Below are 14,977 nucleotides of genomic sequence, written 5' to 3'. Positions count from 1 at the left end.
GTTTTTTTAATTATCTCAGCTTCTAGTAAGCATAAGAGGCAATCGCAGTCGCAATCGGTTTAGCTTCATCATTAATCAGGGTCATGCGCATGGTACATCCCTTACGCCCCAGACGCAGGGTTTCTGCACGTGCAGTAAAATATTTGCCACGCCCGGGTGCCAGATAGTCGACACGCATATCCACAGTCGCCAGACGTGAAACTTTTTTGCTGGTTTCTTGCATATCTTCAGGGCTGGCTTTTTTGTACAGCTCACCCATTGCGGTAATTCCACCAATACTATCCAGAATGGTGGCAGCCACACCACCATGTAAAATCTGGAATGCTACATTGCCAATCAGATCCTTCTGCATTTCTACATATGCTTCAATCTGTCCATCCACAACGCGCATTTGCATACCGCAATATTGGTAGAATGGTGAAGCATTAAAAGCATCACACAACTGGTTGAATAGAACGTCCTTATTCGAGCCTAAATCAATATTTCCTGTCCAACTTTTCTCTGCTACCGTCATAGTTTGCTCGAATAACCTTGATTAAATAAAAAAATGTATCCATTTGCCCTAAATGCAAATTAAGGCACTACAATACCTATAGTTTAATATTGATCAATGAGATTTTTATGACCTATACGTTCAATCGTCCCGCGTTTCCTGCAACTCGCATGCGTCGTATTCGTAAAAATGAACACCTACGCTCAATGGTTCGTGAAACGCACCTCACGGCTGATCATCTCATTTATCCAGTATTTGTTTTACCGGGTCAAAACCAGACTCAAGACGTGCCAAGTATGCCAAATATTCAGCGTCTTTCGGCAGATCTGCTGGTGAAAAAAGCTGAACGCCTGCTTGAGTTGGGTGTCAGCAAACTAGCGTTGTTCCCGGTAACGCCACAAGAAGACAAAAGTCTGACTGCTGAAGCGGCATGGCGTGAAGATGGTCTGGTTCAAACCACTGTTCGCCTGCTGAAAAAAGAATTACCAGAAATAGTACTGATTACCGACGGCGCATTGGATCCTTATACCACGCATGGTCAGGATGGCATTATCGATGAAACTGGTTATGTCTTAAATGATGAAACGGTTGAATGTCTGATTAAACAGGGCTTAAGCCATGCCGAAGCCGGTGCGGATATCTTTGCACCAAGTGATATGATGGATGGCCGTATTGGCGCGATTCGTGAAGCTTTTGAAGCCAATGGTCATATCTATACGTCTATCATGGCCTACTCTGCCAAATATGCCTCCAGCTTCTACGGCCCGTTCCGTGATGCAGTAGGTTCTTCAAGCAACCTGAAAGGTGGCAATAAATATAATTACCAGATGGATGTCGGCAACCGTGCCGAAGCCCTGCATGAAATCGCCTTGGATATTCAGGAAGGTGCAGACATGGTCATTGTAAAACCAGGCCTTCCTTATCTGGATATCGTGCGTGAAGTCAAAGATACTTTTGGCATTCCAACCTTCGTGTATCAGGTCAGCGGTGAATATGCGATGCTGGCGGGTGCAATCCAGAATGGCTGGCTATCTGACAGCGTGATTCTGGAATCATTGATGAGCTGCCGCCGTGCTGGTGCAGATGGCATCTGGACTTACTTCGCGGAAGAAGCTGCAGTAAAACTGAAAGAAATGAAATAGTCTGGAATGCCTTTCTTGATTCAAGGAAGGCATTTTTTTGGTTTTTGGTTTAAACAAGATTCGAAAATAAGGGTTAAAACCTGATGCATATTGCCATCATCGGTGCAGGAGTTAATGGACTCATGACTGCACTGGAGTTGATTGAACAGGGCTGTTCAGTAACGATTCTGGATCAGCAGCAGGCAGGAAAAGCTGCCTCCTGGGCCGGTGGCGGCATTCTTTCCCCGATGTATCCATGGCGTTATCCTCAGGCAGTCAATGCCTTGGCCAAATATGCCAAACCCCTATATCAAGACTGGAATAACAAATTAAAACTAGTTACTGGCATTGATTTTGAAATCCATGAAACCGGCATGCTGATCTTTGATGAAGAAGATTTCGACATTGGCTATCACTATGCTGAACGACATCATGAGCCGATGCAGCAAGCGCTTTATATCGAGCAGGAACAGATTGAGCAGATCAATCCGCAGGTTTCATCCGAATTTAAACATGCCTTGTACTTCCCCCAAATCGCTAATGTACGTAACCCTCGCTTACTCCAATCCATTATTCATTATTTAAAACAGCATCCCCACGTGTGTTGGCTAGAACATACGCCAGTTCGGAAAATAAAAATTGGTAGTGCACAAATTGATGCGGTGCAAACTGAACAGGGCGACTGGATTGCAGCAGATCAGTTTGTCTTCAGCACCGGCGCATGGTCAGCACAATGGTCACTGCAGCTAACAAGAGATATCCCAGTGCATCCTGTTCAGGGGCAGATGGTGTTGTTTAAAACGCCAGAACACTGGCTGCCGACCATGTGTATGAATCAGGTCATGTACCTGATTCCACGTCAGGATGGGCATATTGTCTGTGGTTCCAGCATGCGCGAAGTTGGTTTTAGTACCACGCCTGCTGTCGAGATTCGTCAGAAAATTCTGGATGCCAGTTTTGAGATGGTTCCAGAACTGGCTGAATTCCCGATTGTGCAGGAATGGGCTGGCTTACGTCCCGGCTCACCGCAAGGCATTCCATATATAGGTCAACTGCCAAATTTAAAAAATGGCTGGGCCAATTTCGGCCATTTCCGCAATGGCTTATGCATGGCGCCTGCCTCTGCTATATTGCTCAGACAGCTGATGTTCGGACAGTCGACTTTAGTGGATTCCCAACCCTATGCACCGGATCAGTTACAGCTTTTAACTGCGCTTGCCCACTAGATCCGTGAGTGCTTCCTTGATGCTTGGAAACTCAAATTCAAAGCCAGCATCTTGCAGTGCTTTAGGCTGGACATACTGACCATTTAAAATCAGTTGTGACTGCTCACCCAACATCCACTGCATAATACTGCCAGGCAAAGCGAATAGCGGTTTACGCTTCAGTAGCTCTGCTGCTGTCTGGCTAAAACGCAGCTGGCTGGTTTTCTCAGGCGCAACCACATTAAAGATATGAGCGTTGCTTTTTTCATGCAGCAGAAAATCCATCACGTTAAGCAGATCCTGGATATGCACCCAGGCGAATGGCTGCCGGCCACTCCCGATTCGACCCACCAGATTCATTTTGATTGGCATCAGCATTTGTGGCAAGATGCCACCTCTTCTGCCCAGCACCACACCAAAACGCATAATCTTGGTATTCTGATCAGTATAGGATAAGGCCAGCTGCTCCCACTGCGCACAAAGCTGAGACATGAAAATCTGTTGGGGCGCAGCTTCTTCCGTATACACCTGTTGCCATTGTTCTTGAGGATCAATACCGTAATAACCCACGGCAGATGTAGACAAAATACATTTCGGGAAAATCTGATTCTTTTTTAAAAATTCATAGAGTTGACGGGTCGTGTCTAATCGGCTCTGTAAGAGAATATCTTTACGCTCGGCAGTCCAGCGCTCTGCACCGATATTTTCACCCGCCAGATTAATGACATAATCAATCTGACGGGTACGCAGTTCATCAAAATCATTGATCCAGTGAAAATCTGGATGCATTTCCAAGCGATGGTGTTCACGCGTCAGGCCAATGACATGACAATCTAGTCCAAGAAAGTGTTTGACCGCATATTGGCCAATAAAACCACTAGCTCCGGTAATGAGTACGACAGGCTTATGCATTGTTATTCAGTCGCTGTTTTTCTTAGGTCCCAAACATTGTACTGAACTGGCCAATCTTTGCAGTTATCAAAAAATACCATTCATCGTAATGACTTACAGCAAAAGATATCAAGCCTGAATATTAAGGGGTTTCAGGCTTTTTTTTTAGACTAAAGTTCTAGTCACTTATGTGCAAATAATTTACTGAGAGCTACCAAACATTTTGTTGGCCATGCGCTGAGCCTGATTTCCATAGAACCAGTAAGTCAGCAGATACAATGGAATCGCAATCAACAGGAACATGATCACCACGACACTCATAAACTGCGGTTGTTGAAGATACAGTATGAAATCCTGCCAGGCATTCGGATTGGACCGGGTTGCGACCAGAATTCCCAATAATAAAAATGCCAGGTTATACCCCCAGAAAATCAGGCTGAATCCTAAAGTGATTTTTTTACGTTCGGCTTGTGTCGGTGCCCGACGGTTCTGACGAAGAAATTTAAATAATACCCAGATCATGGCCACCAGATACGGCACCATGGTCAGCACAGCCCCCATTCCCATCGGCATTAGGGCTGCAATCACGCCGCAAATACAGGTCATCACAAAACATATTAAAAAAAACCAGAGAAAATAGCGTTTTAGCGGCGCCATAGCCATCACTCACACAAAAGGATGCAGTCAGTATAAAAAAAAATGAGTTTTTTTTCATTGTATTGTCAACCGATCCTGTAAAGCTGACGTTATATAGGGTACAAGGTCACCAAATTTGTACCGGCATCCACAAATCTGTTTGATCTTTGCTAAAGCAATAAGACTCGTGTGCAGCAGAAAGTTTTGAATAGCAGCCAAAATTTTCTTAAACAGCATACTTTGACCGACGATTTCACCATCACTCGAATCGTCGGTCTTTATTTTTTGGGCTTCTAAATTTTTATTCCTTATTGCTCCAGTTTAAACATAGATAAAAAACAAGAAATTAAATTGCCTTATTAGGGTCAGATAAAAAGTAGTTGCCCAACCCGATACTGGTTTTCTCAGATCGAGCTCACTATACTGATATTTTTCATCCAGACCAAAACGATCATTCCTGCTTCGGAAGTAAGATTTTTGCTGGTTTCATCCATGCTTTTACCCACTTCGGGTGTTTAAACTTTTATAGGCTCAGGGGACATGGCAGTTCATTTTTTACACACATCAGATTGGCATTTGGGGCAATTTTTCCATAATCATGATCGTGAATTTGAACATCGCCAATTTTTGAGCTGGCTGCTGGAACAAATTAAACAAAAACAGCCAAATGCCCTGCTAATTGCGGGCGATATCTTTGATGTCATCAATCCGTCCTCCAGCGCTCAGAAACAGCTTTATCAATTTTTAACCAGTGCCCATGCACTGGCACCGCATATGCAAACCCTGATGATTGCCGGTAACCATGATTCAGGTTATCGCATCGAGCAGGTTGAGCCTTTTCTTGCCAAATTCAATGCACGTGCAGTCGGTGTCATCAGCCGCAAGGAAAATAATCAGCTGGATCTGGATCGTCTGATGGTGCCGATTTATAGTCCTGAACAGAAAATTTTAGCCTGGTGCCTGGCCTTGCCTTATCTGCGTAGTGCCGAAATTACCGGACTGAATGAGCATACCACCAACAGTCAAAACGCGATTAGCTATCTGCATCAACAACTGATCGCTGAAGCCAAGGCACGTAAACAGCCAGATCAGGCGCTGATTCTGATGTCACATGCGCATATGCAAGGCGGAGAAACTTCGGATTCTGAACGTCCGATTGTAGTGGGACATGAAGAAGCCTTATCGACGGCGCTTTTTGAAGATGGTATTGATTATGTCGCGTTGGGGCATTTGCATAAGCCGCAGAAAGTCGGTCAGGAACATATCCGCTATAGTGGCTCGCCTATTCCTTTGTCTTTTAGTGAATTGAATTATAAACATCAGGTTGTAGAGGTACGAATTGACCCGATGCAGTCAGATGAACAACGCTTTCAATATGAGCCTCTAATCATTCCACGCACTGTAGATCTGCTCCGGATTCGTGCCGACCTCAATGATCTGATTGACCAAGTCAAGGCCTTGCCGAATGGTGAAATTGATCAGCTGTTTGCACGCCATTTCCTGGAAATTGAATACACTACCACTGCGCCTCCCCCAGTAGATCTCAGACAGCAGATTGAACAGGCTTTGCCGCCAAACCGTTACCGACTGCTACGTATTTCCCGGATTTATCAGCAAGTAGCGGACTCAAGCACGCACATTTCTAAAATTGATCTGGCGCCTCCGACCCCGGAATCCCTGTTCGGTAACCTCTGGGAAAAAATGGGTTATGATCCGGATGACTCGGTAAAACGCGATTTCCTGCAACTGCTGCATGAAGCCCAGCAAGATATTGATGTGCAGCAGCCATAAGGAAATGCCATGAAAATTTTACGTTTGAGTTTAAATAATCTGGCTTCTCTGGCAGGCACTCATGATATTTGTTTTGATGATAGCCCATTGGCACATGCCGGCCTGATTGCCATTACCGGTAAAACTGGTGCAGGTAAATCTACCCTGCTGGATGCCATGTGTTTGGCACTGTATAACGAAATTCCACGTTTAAAAGGTGCAACTGGCAGTCTCAAAGATACGGGTGGACAGGATGTTTCCATCAAAGATTCTAAAAATATTCTGCGTCGTGGCACAACCACCGGCTTTAGTGAACTGGAATTTATTGCGCTGGATAGCAAGCGCTATCTTGCACGTTGGGAAATCCGCCGTGCCCGCAATAAAATTAATGGCAATTTAAAAGTCGACCGTTATATCAAATGCCTTGATGATGACACCACGCTCACCCAAAAAATATCCGAAGTCACGCCACTTATTGAAAAACTGATTGGACTCAGCTTTGAGCAGTTTACCCGTGCTGTCCTACTTGCCCAGTCTGAAGTGGGAGCCTTCTTAAAAGCCAAAGATCATGAACGTGCAGACCTGCTGGAATATTTGACCAATTCACAAATTTTCAGTGTGGTCAGTCAAAAAGCAGCACAAAAATTCAGTGAAGTAAAAAATAAGCGCAGTGATCTGGAAAAGCTGATTGGACATATTGAAACCCTGTCCGAAGAAGATATTAACGCCTTAAAACAGCAACAGACGGCGCTGTCTTTACAATTACAGAATCTTCAGCAATCTGAAAAACTGCTGGAAAATGAGAAAAAATGGCATCTGGACCGACATAAGCTGTATGCCGAAGTCCATGCAAAAAAAGAAGTGTATGATGTCCAGTTGGATGCCATAAATAAATCTGCAGGACAGCAACAACTACTGGAACAGCTGGATGAATTCCAGTCTATCCGTGATCAGTTTATTCAGCGTTCCCATTTAGAACCGAAAAAAATTCAGATTCAGCAACAACAGGCACAATTCACCCTTGAGTTTGAAACGCTAAAAAAACGCTTTATTAAAGAAGAAACCAAACTAGTAGCCTTGGAGCAACAGCAGCAGAAATTTCAGCAGCATTTAGACCAGATCAAGCCACATCTGGAAGCAGGTTTAAAGCTGGATCATGCTATCCATACGGTATCTGAACAGTATAAAAAACTGAATACGGAGCAAAATCAGTTTCAAACTACTCACCTGCACCCCCTAGAACAGCAGTTAGTACAGCAGCAATTGGTCTTAAGTCATGCTCAGGCTAAACAGCAGCAGATTACTCAGCAGTTAACCCAGTCAGAATTTTTAAGTGTTTTTGATCAGGAGCCGCAAAGTATCCTGCAACGTATGCAGGACTATTTACAGCAGTATCAACAACTATTGCAAAAAAATCCTGAAAGCCTAAATCAGCCTTTGTCTGCACTAGAAAAAACCGTTGCCGAATTATCTGCCAAGCTCAATCACTGGATCCAGCAACATCAAAGTATTGAACAGTTAGACCAGCAATTTAAATCTGTTCAGCAGACCCTCCAAAAGCATTATACTAAACAGCTTCAGCTTGATGGGCTAAAGCAACGCTTACGACAGACTATGCAACAATCTCAAGAGTCAGAGCAGCTACAAACCTCTATACATACCCAGCAACAGCAGCTGAAATTGCTGCAAAATGCTGAACAGACTTTGCAGCAACAGATTCAATCTGAACAACAGGCTTATGAACAGCTAGAGCGGATTTTAGCTCAGCAGCGTTTATTGCATACACAAAGCGTGCAGGAACTGCGTGCCCAATTAAAACCTGATGAACCCTGTATGGTATGCGGCGGTCATGAACATCCTTTTGCTCAAGGACAACATGAACTACTGGACAAAAGCTTATGTCAGCTACAGGAACAGCAATTACAGCAAGCCAGACAACAGCTTGATCAGCTAAGTCAGGCTCAGCAACAGAAACAGATTGAAATCTCAAAGCTGCAAACTGTGATTGAACAGCAACAGCAGCGTTTGCAAGCATTCCAGCAGCAAATTCAGCAGCAACAGATTGAATATATAACTCAGCTGGCGAATTTAGGGGTTATTACTGAGAGTGAAAATGACTTAAATCGTTTAACCCAACTTTTGAAAGACCATAGCAATAGTGTCGTAAAGCAGATTGAACAGCTGCAACAACAAGAACAGCAGTTACAGCAGCTATCACAGCAATGGCGTCAGCAACAACAACACTTACATCAACTGCAATTGGTTCTGCAACAGCGCACTCAATTGGCCCAGCTTATTCACCCCCTAATCAATGTATTGCCTGAGAACTATGCATCTCAGGATCCGATAAAATGGTTATCCACTCTACAACAACAGTTACAACAACGCATGCAGCTTTTAAGTGTGCAAAAGCAACTGGAATCTGAGCTACAAACACAGCAACAAGCAGTTGATAAAACCCAATATCAGCTGCAAGTTGAACAACAGAATTTTGCGCAACGCCACCAGTCTTTAGAGCAACTTATCCAGCAAGGTAAGGACTTACGCCAGCAACTGGCTGAATTGACCGGGCAACATGCAGGACAAGTATATCGGGTGGCTGCAGAGTGGCAGACGACTTTGGATCAGCAAACCAAAGCTTTGCAACAGCAACTAGACATCCAGCGACAACAAACCAGTCAGGCAGAAAAACAACTGCATCAGGCCAATCTTAAGTTGCAGGATTTTATCACCCAACAAAAGCAGATTGATCAGCAACTTGAACAATATCAGCAGAATATTCAGGCTTGGCAGCAGAACCGTCCACAGGTGACTACGACGCAAATTGAACAATGGCTGCGTATTGATCTCACCAGCCATCAACGTATCCGCCAGGATTTATCCAATCAAAAACAGGCACTGGAAAATGCCAAAACCGCATGGCAGTTACTCGAAGAACAATATCAGGCACATTTAAAACTGCAGCCTGAACATGAATTTGAAGAGATTGAACAAAAACTGGCTGCACTGATACAGGAAAAGACAGCACAACAAGAAACACTGAATGAAACCGATGCCAAACTGCGTATGAATGCCAACAACCAGAGTATGTATGCCAGATACCAGCATCAGATTGAACAGATTAAGGCTGAGGAATATCGTTGGGGTCGGATTTATGACCTGATTGGACATAAAGAAGGTACCAAATTCCAGAAAATTGCCCAGGAACATCATCTGGATATTCTAGTTGAATATGCCAATCAGCAGCTCCAGCCTTTGGCTCCACGCTATCAGCTGCATCGTATTCCGAACAGTCTGAGTCTGGCGATTATTGACCTGGATATGAACAGTGAGGTCCGCCCTGTACTTTCGCTGTCCGGTGGGGAAACTTTCTTGGTATCACTCGCTTTAGCCTTGGCCATTGCCAATATGGCGTCTGGCTCGATGAAGCTGGAATCGCTATTTATTGATGAAGGTTTTGGGACACTCGATCCAGCGTCCTTACATATGGTGATGAATGCTCTCGATCATCTGCAAAGCCAGGGCCGTAAAGTGGTGCTGATCTCGCATATCCAGGAAATGCATGAACGGATTCCAGTCCAGATTCAGGTTAAACCCGTTGGCTCTGGTGCCAGTACCATTCAGATTATAGGCTAGCGCTCATGAATATGACTTTACGCAGATTTTCAGCTGAATTCAGTTTACAACTGGAAAGCTTGCGTGGAGTGAGTGCAATCGTGGTGCTATTTAGTCACTGCTTTCAGGCTTTTATCGCCCCTCTTGATTTAACACTGTATTCCTGGGTTCGGCTGCTTGGTCAGGCCGCGGTGATGATGTTCTTTGCTTTAAGTGGCTATCTGATCGGAACCTCTATACAGAATAATATCCAGCAAAATAGCCAGTTTAATCTGTCTCACTATATCCGGCATCGCTGCCGTAGAATTTTACCGCCCTTCCTGTTTGCCCTCGCTCTGACCTTAACTTTATATATTCTGGCACCTTACTTCTTTAGCTCTCATACACATCAGTTTCAAAACAGTTTTGGCATGATGATTCGTACCACCTATAGTCTGGAGTGGGACAATTTTCTGGGTTCACTGTTCTTTTTAAATGGCTTTGTGACGCCCACGCTATCTGCCAATGCGCCACTATGGAGTTTAAGTTTTGAGGTCTGGTTTTATGTGCTGGCGGGCTTTTTGCCTTTTTTAAAACATTCTGTTATTGCCAAACTCAGTTTTGCTTTAGTGTTAATTACACTTACCGCACTTAATCCCCAATTTCTGATTTATTTGCTTGTATGGCTGACAGCCTTTGCCAGTTCATTTGGTCATATTCAACAGTATGTCTTAAATCATTTGAATTCACTCAAACTGGGATGCCTAAGCTTGGCTTTTTTCATTGCCTGTAGAGACGCCTATCACTTTCATATGATCGATCAGGCTAAAATTTATCGTGGTAACTATTTTGTGCCATTTAACACGTTGATAGGACTGGCTTTTGTCTGCTGGCTGATTCAACTGCAACAAAAACTCAGTTATTATCAACCAGTCTGGGTAAAGTCCGCGAGTTTTTCTTATACCCTCTATGTGACTCATTTTCCTTTACTACTGTTTATTTTGGGCTGCTTTCCACAAAGCCGTGCTTATGGGCTAGGGGGTGCTGTTCTGGCCCTAGTTGCGACTATGCTGGTTTTAGTTCTACTGGCTAGCTTAATGGCAAAATTACTCGAACCACAACAAAGAAAAGCGTTATCCCGCTCAATGCAATAACACTTTTCTTAACAATTCTAAAAACCTGTCTAAAAATATGGATCCGTTAATTCTTTTTAGGACGTGCCCCAAACAAGGCGGTGCCGACCCGCACCATGGTTGAACCTGCCGCAATCGCTTCGGTCATATCCCCTGACATCCCCATGCTTAAAGTATCCCAATCCTCAGCTTTGGCATGTTGCATTTTAACCGCTTCGAATAAAGCCTTGGCATCAGCAAAAGCCGCTGTATTATTTTGCGCCGGAATCACCATCAAACCACGCAGACGCAGTTTTGGTAACTGGCTGATCTGCGCTACGAGATCCGGTACTTCTTCTGGCTGACAGCCATCTTTAGTATCCTGCCCGTCGATATTCACCTGAAGACAAATATTTAGGGGTACTTGATTATCTTCGCGCTGATTAGACAGACGTTCGGCAATGATCAGACGATCTACCCCATGTACCCAGTCAAACTTTTCTGCCAGCTGCTTGGTCTTGTTCCGCTGAACATGCCCAATAAAATGCCATTCAATCTCCAGATCCTGCAACTTTTCAATCTTATCCAGCGCTTCCTGCAAATAGTTTTCACCAAAACTGCGCTGTCCGGCTGCATACATTTCCGCCAAGATTTCCGCTGGATGTGTCTTTGAAACAGCCAGCAGCTGCACGGTCTGTTCATCACGACCAGCCTGCTGACATGCAGTGTGAATTTGGGCCAATACCTGATCTCGTGCGAGTTGCAACATTTTCATTGACGGAGTTCTCATTTCGTTCATATTTTTTTCCCTTGCCCCCCAACTAAGTGTTGGTTAAGCTGTGGGAAAGCCTTATTATTCTATCAAAATAAATAACATTTAAATGCCTTTGGGGACTTTATGGACATTACAGAATTATTAGCATTTTCTGCTAAAAATGGCGCGTCAGATTTACACTTATCTGCGGGGATGCCACCACTGATTCGTGTTGATGGTGAAGTTCGTCGTATTAACCTGCCTGCCCTGGAACATAAAGAAGTGCACAAGCTGGTTTACGATATCATGAACGATAAACAGCGCCGTGACTATGAAGAAAATCTAGAAACTGACTTTTCCTTTGAAGTTCCTGGCGTTGCCCGTTTCCGTGTAAACGCATTTAACCAGAACCGCGGTGCCGGTGCCGTATTCCGTACCATTCCCTCTAAAGTTTTAACCATTGAAGATCTGGGCATGGGTCAGATCTTCAAAGATATTTGTGACTATCCACGTGGTCTGGTACTGGTCACAGGCCCAACCGGTTCAGGTAAATCAACGACGCTGGCAGCGATGCTAGACTATATCAATGATAACCGTTATGACCATATTCTGACCGTCGAAGATCCAATTGAATTTGTACACCAATCCAAAAAATGTCTGATCAACCAGCGTGAAGTGCATCGTGACACGCATGGTTTCAATGAAGCATTACGTTCTGCATTACGTGAAGACCCGGATATTATCCTGGTGGGTGAGATGCGTGACCTTGAAACCATCCGTCTGGCACTCACTGCTGCTGAAACCGGTCACCTGGTGTTTGGCACCCTGCATACGACTTCTGCTGCTAAAACTATTGACCGTGTGATCGACGTATTCCCGGCCGAAGAAAAAGACATGGTTCGTGCCATGCTGTCTGAATCATTACAAGCGGTTGTCTCACAAACCCTGCTCAAGAAAAATGGTGGTGGTCGTGTCGCTGCACATGAAATCATGATCGGTATTCCGGCCATCCGTAACCTGATCCGCGAAAACAAAGTTGCTCAAATGTACTCTGCCATTCAGACCGGTGCCAACTATGGTATGACTACGCTGGATCAGAGCCTGAAAACACTGGTATCTAAAGGCGTGATCAGTCCACAAGTTGCGCGTACTGCTGCTAAACAGCCTGAATCTTTCCTATAAAAAAATGTTTTTGATTTTCTCGGGGACGAAGTATGGATTTTAACGGCTTACTCGACTATATGGTGGCGCAAAAGGCATCGGATCTGTTCATTACTGCAGATGTCGAACCTTCAATTAAAGTGAATGGCTCAATTGTGCCGATTGGATCAGTCAAATTACCTGGACCAGCAGTAGGCCAGATTCTGCATTCAATTATGACGGAAAAACAGCGCAAAGAATTTGCAGATACACGTGAGTGTAACTTTGCGATTACCAATCCCAGCAAATCAGCACGTTTCCGTGTCAGTGCATTTCAGCAGCGTGATCAGCCGGGTATGGTTCTGCGTCGTATTGAAACCGTCATTCCCACTATGGATGATTTAAAGTTACCGCCAATTCTGAAAGAACTGGCGATGACCAAGCGCGGTATTATCATCTTCGTGGGTGCAACAGGTACCGGTAAATCGACTTCTCTTGCCTCTTTGATTGGTTATCGTAATGAAAATTCCAAAGGTCATATCATTACCATCGAAGACCCGATCGAATTTGTGCACCAGCATAAGGGTTGTATCATCACTCAGCGTGAAGTCGGGATCGACACAGATTCATTTGAAATCGCCCTGAAAAATACCCTGCGTCAGGCACCAGACGTAATTCTGATCGGTGAGATCCGTTCCCGTGAAACCATGGACTATGCTATTGCCTTTGCGGAAACCGGTCACCTGGTATTTGCGACCCTACACGCCAATAACGCCAACCAGGCCATTGACCGGATTATTCACTTCTTTGAAGCAGACCGTCATAACCAGCTGTTTATGGACTTGTCTTTAAACCTCAAAGCGATGGTGGCACAGCAGCTAATCCCAACCATTGATGGTACAGGCCGGCGTGCCGCAATTGAGATCCTGATCAACTCACCTTTAGTTTCAGATCTGATCCGTAAAGGTGATGTGCATGAAATTAAAGACTTGATGAAGCGTTCACGTGAACTTGGAATGCAGACTTTTGACCAGGCACTGTATGACCTGTATAAGGCCAAACAGATCAGCTATAAGGATGCGCTGAAACATGCTGACTCTCCAAACGATCTGCGTCTGCAAATCAAGTTATCCGAAGAAGGTGGTGCACATCTGATGAATGCCGGCAGCAATATTACCTTTGATGGACAATCTTAAGATTAAGTCATCATCCTCATATAAAAAAAACAGGCTTCCTTTGAAGCCTGTTTTTTATATCCAAGAACATCTGGCATTATTTTTTACGATAAGCGTCCTGACATTCAGGTTCATCACAGTAACCATACAGATTCAGTGAGTGGCCTGTTAATTCAAAGCCGAATTTTTTCGCAACTTCGTGCTGTTCATGTTCAATCACGTCATTGGTGAATTCAACAACTTTATTGCAGTTTTGACATACCAGGTGATCATGGTGATCATCCTGCATAATTTCAAATACAGAATGATTATTTTCAAAGTGGTGACGCTGAATAATGCCCGCTGCTTCAAACTGTGTTAACACACGATATACAGTTGCAAGACCCACATCTTCCCCTTGATCGAGTAAAGTCTTGTAGATATCTTCCGCGCTTAAATGGTGCTGACGTGAGTTTTCTAATAGTTCTAATATTTTAATTCTAGGCAGGGTAACTTTCAGTCCAGCTTTGCGTAAATCTTGATTTGAAATAGGCATGTAAAAAGGTCTCTCAACAAAATTAAAGTTGGAATATGCAACAAAGTTTAGATGCAGTATGATCTATCCTTGGATCAAATGCATCATAATTAATTTGGGATAGTGTAGCAAAATGCAAAAAATCATGTTGACGTTATTCGTCACTTCATTGCTCGTCGGCTGTTCGACCTTAGGTGTGTACAAAGTTGATATTCCTCAAGGAACACCTTTAACTCAAACACAAGCCTCTAAAATCCAGGTGGGAATGAGCCACCAACAAGTCCGCTTCCTACTTGGCAGCCCAACAGTGACAGATCCTTTAAATCCATTACGCTGGGACTACATCTACAATTATACCCCAGGAACCTATGCTAAAAAAGCCAACATTCCTGCTGCACGTGGTCAGCACTTAAAAATCTACTTCAATCCAAACGGTATTGTGGAACGCATTGAAGGTCTAGAAACCATTCCAGCGTCACAACCCGGTTTACCTGGTTCAAAAGAAGCGATTCTGACAGCGCCCCCACTATAATCGCTTTTCCATAAAAAAACCCCTGTATTTCTAGGGGTTT

13 protein-coding genes are annotated in these 14,977 nt (G+C 44.1%); 8 read left to right on the top strand and 5 right to left on the bottom strand.

The window, feature by feature from the left end; all coding sequences use genetic code 11:
• Positions 1-22: 22 nt before the first annotated feature.
• On the bottom strand, positions 23-514 hold the full coding sequence (locus B3D47_RS02715) for a thioesterase family protein (RefSeq protein WP_004893342.1): 492 nt from the start codon (positions 512-514) through the stop codon (positions 23-25).
• A 107-nt stretch (positions 515-621) separates the two neighbouring features.
• Here B3D47_RS02715 and hemB point away from each other — a divergent pair, with 107 nt between their 5' ends.
• Positions 622-1,635 carry a porphobilinogen synthase gene (hemB, locus tag B3D47_RS02710; protein ID WP_005221134.1) on the top strand — a complete coding sequence of 338 codons (1,014 nt, stop codon included), beginning with the start codon at positions 622-624 and terminating at the stop codon, positions 1,633-1,635.
• A gap of 83 nt (positions 1,636-1,718) precedes the next feature.
• Positions 1,719-2,840 carry a glycine oxidase ThiO gene (thiO, locus tag B3D47_RS02705; protein WP_286859806.1) on the top strand — a complete coding sequence of 374 codons (1,122 nt, stop codon included), beginning with the start codon at positions 1,719-1,721 and terminating at the stop codon, positions 2,838-2,840.
• Here thiO and B3D47_RS02700 read toward each other — a convergent pair.
• Positions 2,820-3,731, bottom strand: coding sequence for a TIGR01777 family oxidoreductase (locus B3D47_RS02700; protein WP_163171942.1), 912 nt, complete (start codon positions 3,729-3,731; stop codon positions 2,820-2,822). The genes thiO and B3D47_RS02700 overlap by 21 nt on opposite strands.
• A 180-nt stretch (positions 3,732-3,911) precedes the next feature.
• Positions 3,912-4,367, bottom strand: coding sequence for an ABZJ_00895 family protein (locus tag B3D47_RS02695; RefSeq protein ID WP_004893338.1), 456 nt, complete (start codon positions 4,365-4,367; stop codon positions 3,912-3,914).
• A gap of 519 nt (positions 4,368-4,886) precedes the next feature.
• On the opposite strand from B3D47_RS02695, the gene B3D47_RS02690 reads away from it, so the two are divergent.
• Genes B3D47_RS02690 through B3D47_RS02680 form a run of 3 tightly spaced genes read left to right on the top strand, consistent with a single transcriptional unit; the run spans position 4,887 to position 10,864 of the window.
• Complete coding sequence (locus B3D47_RS02690) at positions 4,887-6,137, top strand: exonuclease SbcCD subunit D (RefSeq protein WP_286859803.1); 1,251 nt, start codon at positions 4,887-4,889, stop codon at positions 6,135-6,137.
• Between the two features lie 9 nt (positions 6,138-6,146).
• Complete coding sequence (locus B3D47_RS02685) at positions 6,147-9,752, top strand: AAA family ATPase (RefSeq protein ID WP_286859802.1); 3,606 nt, start codon at positions 6,147-6,149, stop codon at positions 9,750-9,752.
• 5 nt (positions 9,753-9,757) lie between these two features.
• Positions 9,758-10,864: an acyltransferase family protein gene (locus B3D47_RS02680; RefSeq protein ID WP_286859800.1), complete on the top strand. Its 1,107-nt coding sequence runs from the start codon at positions 9,758-9,760 to the stop codon at positions 10,862-10,864.
• A 46-nt stretch (positions 10,865-10,910) separates the two neighbouring features.
• Here the strand turns inward: B3D47_RS02680 and B3D47_RS02675 are convergent, their stop codons facing one another.
• Positions 10,911-11,597: a YggS family pyridoxal phosphate-dependent enzyme gene (locus B3D47_RS02675; RefSeq protein ID WP_286859889.1), complete on the bottom strand. Its 687-nt coding sequence runs from the start codon at positions 11,595-11,597 to the stop codon at positions 10,911-10,913.
• A gap of 123 nt (positions 11,598-11,720) precedes the next feature.
• Between B3D47_RS02675 and B3D47_RS02670 the strand changes: the two genes are divergently transcribed.
• A complete protein-coding gene (locus tag B3D47_RS02670; RefSeq protein WP_004811122.1) occupies positions 11,721-12,758 on the top strand; it encodes a type IV pilus twitching motility protein PilT in 1,038 nt (345 codons plus the stop codon).
• A 32-nt stretch (positions 12,759-12,790) separates the two neighbouring features.
• The gene (locus tag B3D47_RS02665; protein WP_048881346.1) at positions 12,791-13,912 is read left to right on the top strand and encodes a PilT/PilU family type 4a pilus ATPase; all 1,122 of its coding nucleotides are present in this window, start codon (positions 12,791-12,793) and stop codon (positions 13,910-13,912) included.
• A gap of 76 nt (positions 13,913-13,988) precedes the next feature.
• On the opposite strand, the gene fur is transcribed toward B3D47_RS02665, so the two are convergent.
• Positions 13,989-14,426, bottom strand: coding sequence for a ferric iron uptake transcriptional regulator (fur, locus tag B3D47_RS02660; protein ID WP_004811125.1), 438 nt, complete (start codon positions 14,424-14,426; stop codon positions 13,989-13,991).
• Positions 14,427-14,538: 112 nt separating this feature from the next.
• Here fur and B3D47_RS02655 point away from each other — a divergent pair, with 112 nt between their 5' ends.
• The gene (locus B3D47_RS02655; protein WP_286859797.1) at positions 14,539-14,937 is read left to right on the top strand and encodes an outer membrane protein assembly factor BamE; all 399 of its coding nucleotides are present in this window, start codon (positions 14,539-14,541) and stop codon (positions 14,935-14,937) included.
• Positions 14,938-14,977: the final 40 nt, after the last annotated feature.

The sequence above is a fragment of the Acinetobacter sp. UBA3461 genome (genome assembly GCF_002381195.1).
Lineage (GTDB): Bacteria > Pseudomonadota > Gammaproteobacteria > Pseudomonadales > Moraxellaceae > Acinetobacter > Acinetobacter schindleri.
This window is presented reverse-complemented; position numbering and strand designations above follow the sequence as displayed.

What these genes read in the sequence shown, in the direction of transcription:
- thiO (WP_286859806.1), top strand. Translation starts at nt 1,719, where the DNA reads ATGCATATTGCCATCATCGGTGCAGGAGTTAATGGACTCATGACTGCA.
- B3D47_RS02665 (WP_048881346.1), top strand. Translation starts at nt 12,791, where the DNA reads ATGGATTTTAACGGCTTACTCGACTATATGGTGGCGCAAAAGGCATCG.
- hemB (WP_005221134.1), top strand. Translation starts at nt 622, where the DNA reads ATGACCTATACGTTCAATCGTCCCGCGTTTCCTGCAACTCGCATGCGT.
- B3D47_RS02690 (WP_286859803.1), top strand. Translation starts at nt 4,887, where the DNA reads ATGGCAGTTCATTTTTTACACACATCAGATTGGCATTTGGGGCAATTT.
- B3D47_RS02700 (WP_163171942.1), bottom strand. Translation starts at nt 3,731, where the DNA reads ATGCATAAGCCTGTCGTACTCATTACCGGAGCTAGTGGTTTTATTGGC.
- B3D47_RS02715 (WP_004893342.1), bottom strand. Translation starts at nt 514, where the DNA reads ATGACGGTAGCAGAGAAAAGTTGGACAGGAAATATTGATTTAGGCTCG.
- B3D47_RS02680 (WP_286859800.1), top strand. Translation starts at nt 9,758, where the DNA reads ATGAATATGACTTTACGCAGATTTTCAGCTGAATTCAGTTTACAACTG.
- B3D47_RS02670 (WP_004811122.1), top strand. Translation starts at nt 11,721, where the DNA reads ATGGACATTACAGAATTATTAGCATTTTCTGCTAAAAATGGCGCGTCA.
- B3D47_RS02685 (WP_286859802.1), top strand. Translation starts at nt 6,147, where the DNA reads ATGAAAATTTTACGTTTGAGTTTAAATAATCTGGCTTCTCTGGCAGGC.
- fur (WP_004811125.1), bottom strand. Translation starts at nt 14,426, where the DNA reads ATGCCTATTTCAAATCAAGATTTACGCAAAGCTGGACTGAAAGTTACC.
- B3D47_RS02675 (WP_286859889.1), bottom strand. Translation starts at nt 11,597, where the DNA reads ATGAAAATGTTGCAACTCGCACGAGATCAGGTATTGGCCCAAATTCAC.
- B3D47_RS02695 (WP_004893338.1), bottom strand. Translation starts at nt 4,367, where the DNA reads ATGGCGCCGCTAAAACGCTATTTTCTCTGGTTTTTTTTAATATGTTTT.
- B3D47_RS02655 (WP_286859797.1), top strand. Translation starts at nt 14,539, where the DNA reads ATGCAAAAAATCATGTTGACGTTATTCGTCACTTCATTGCTCGTCGGC.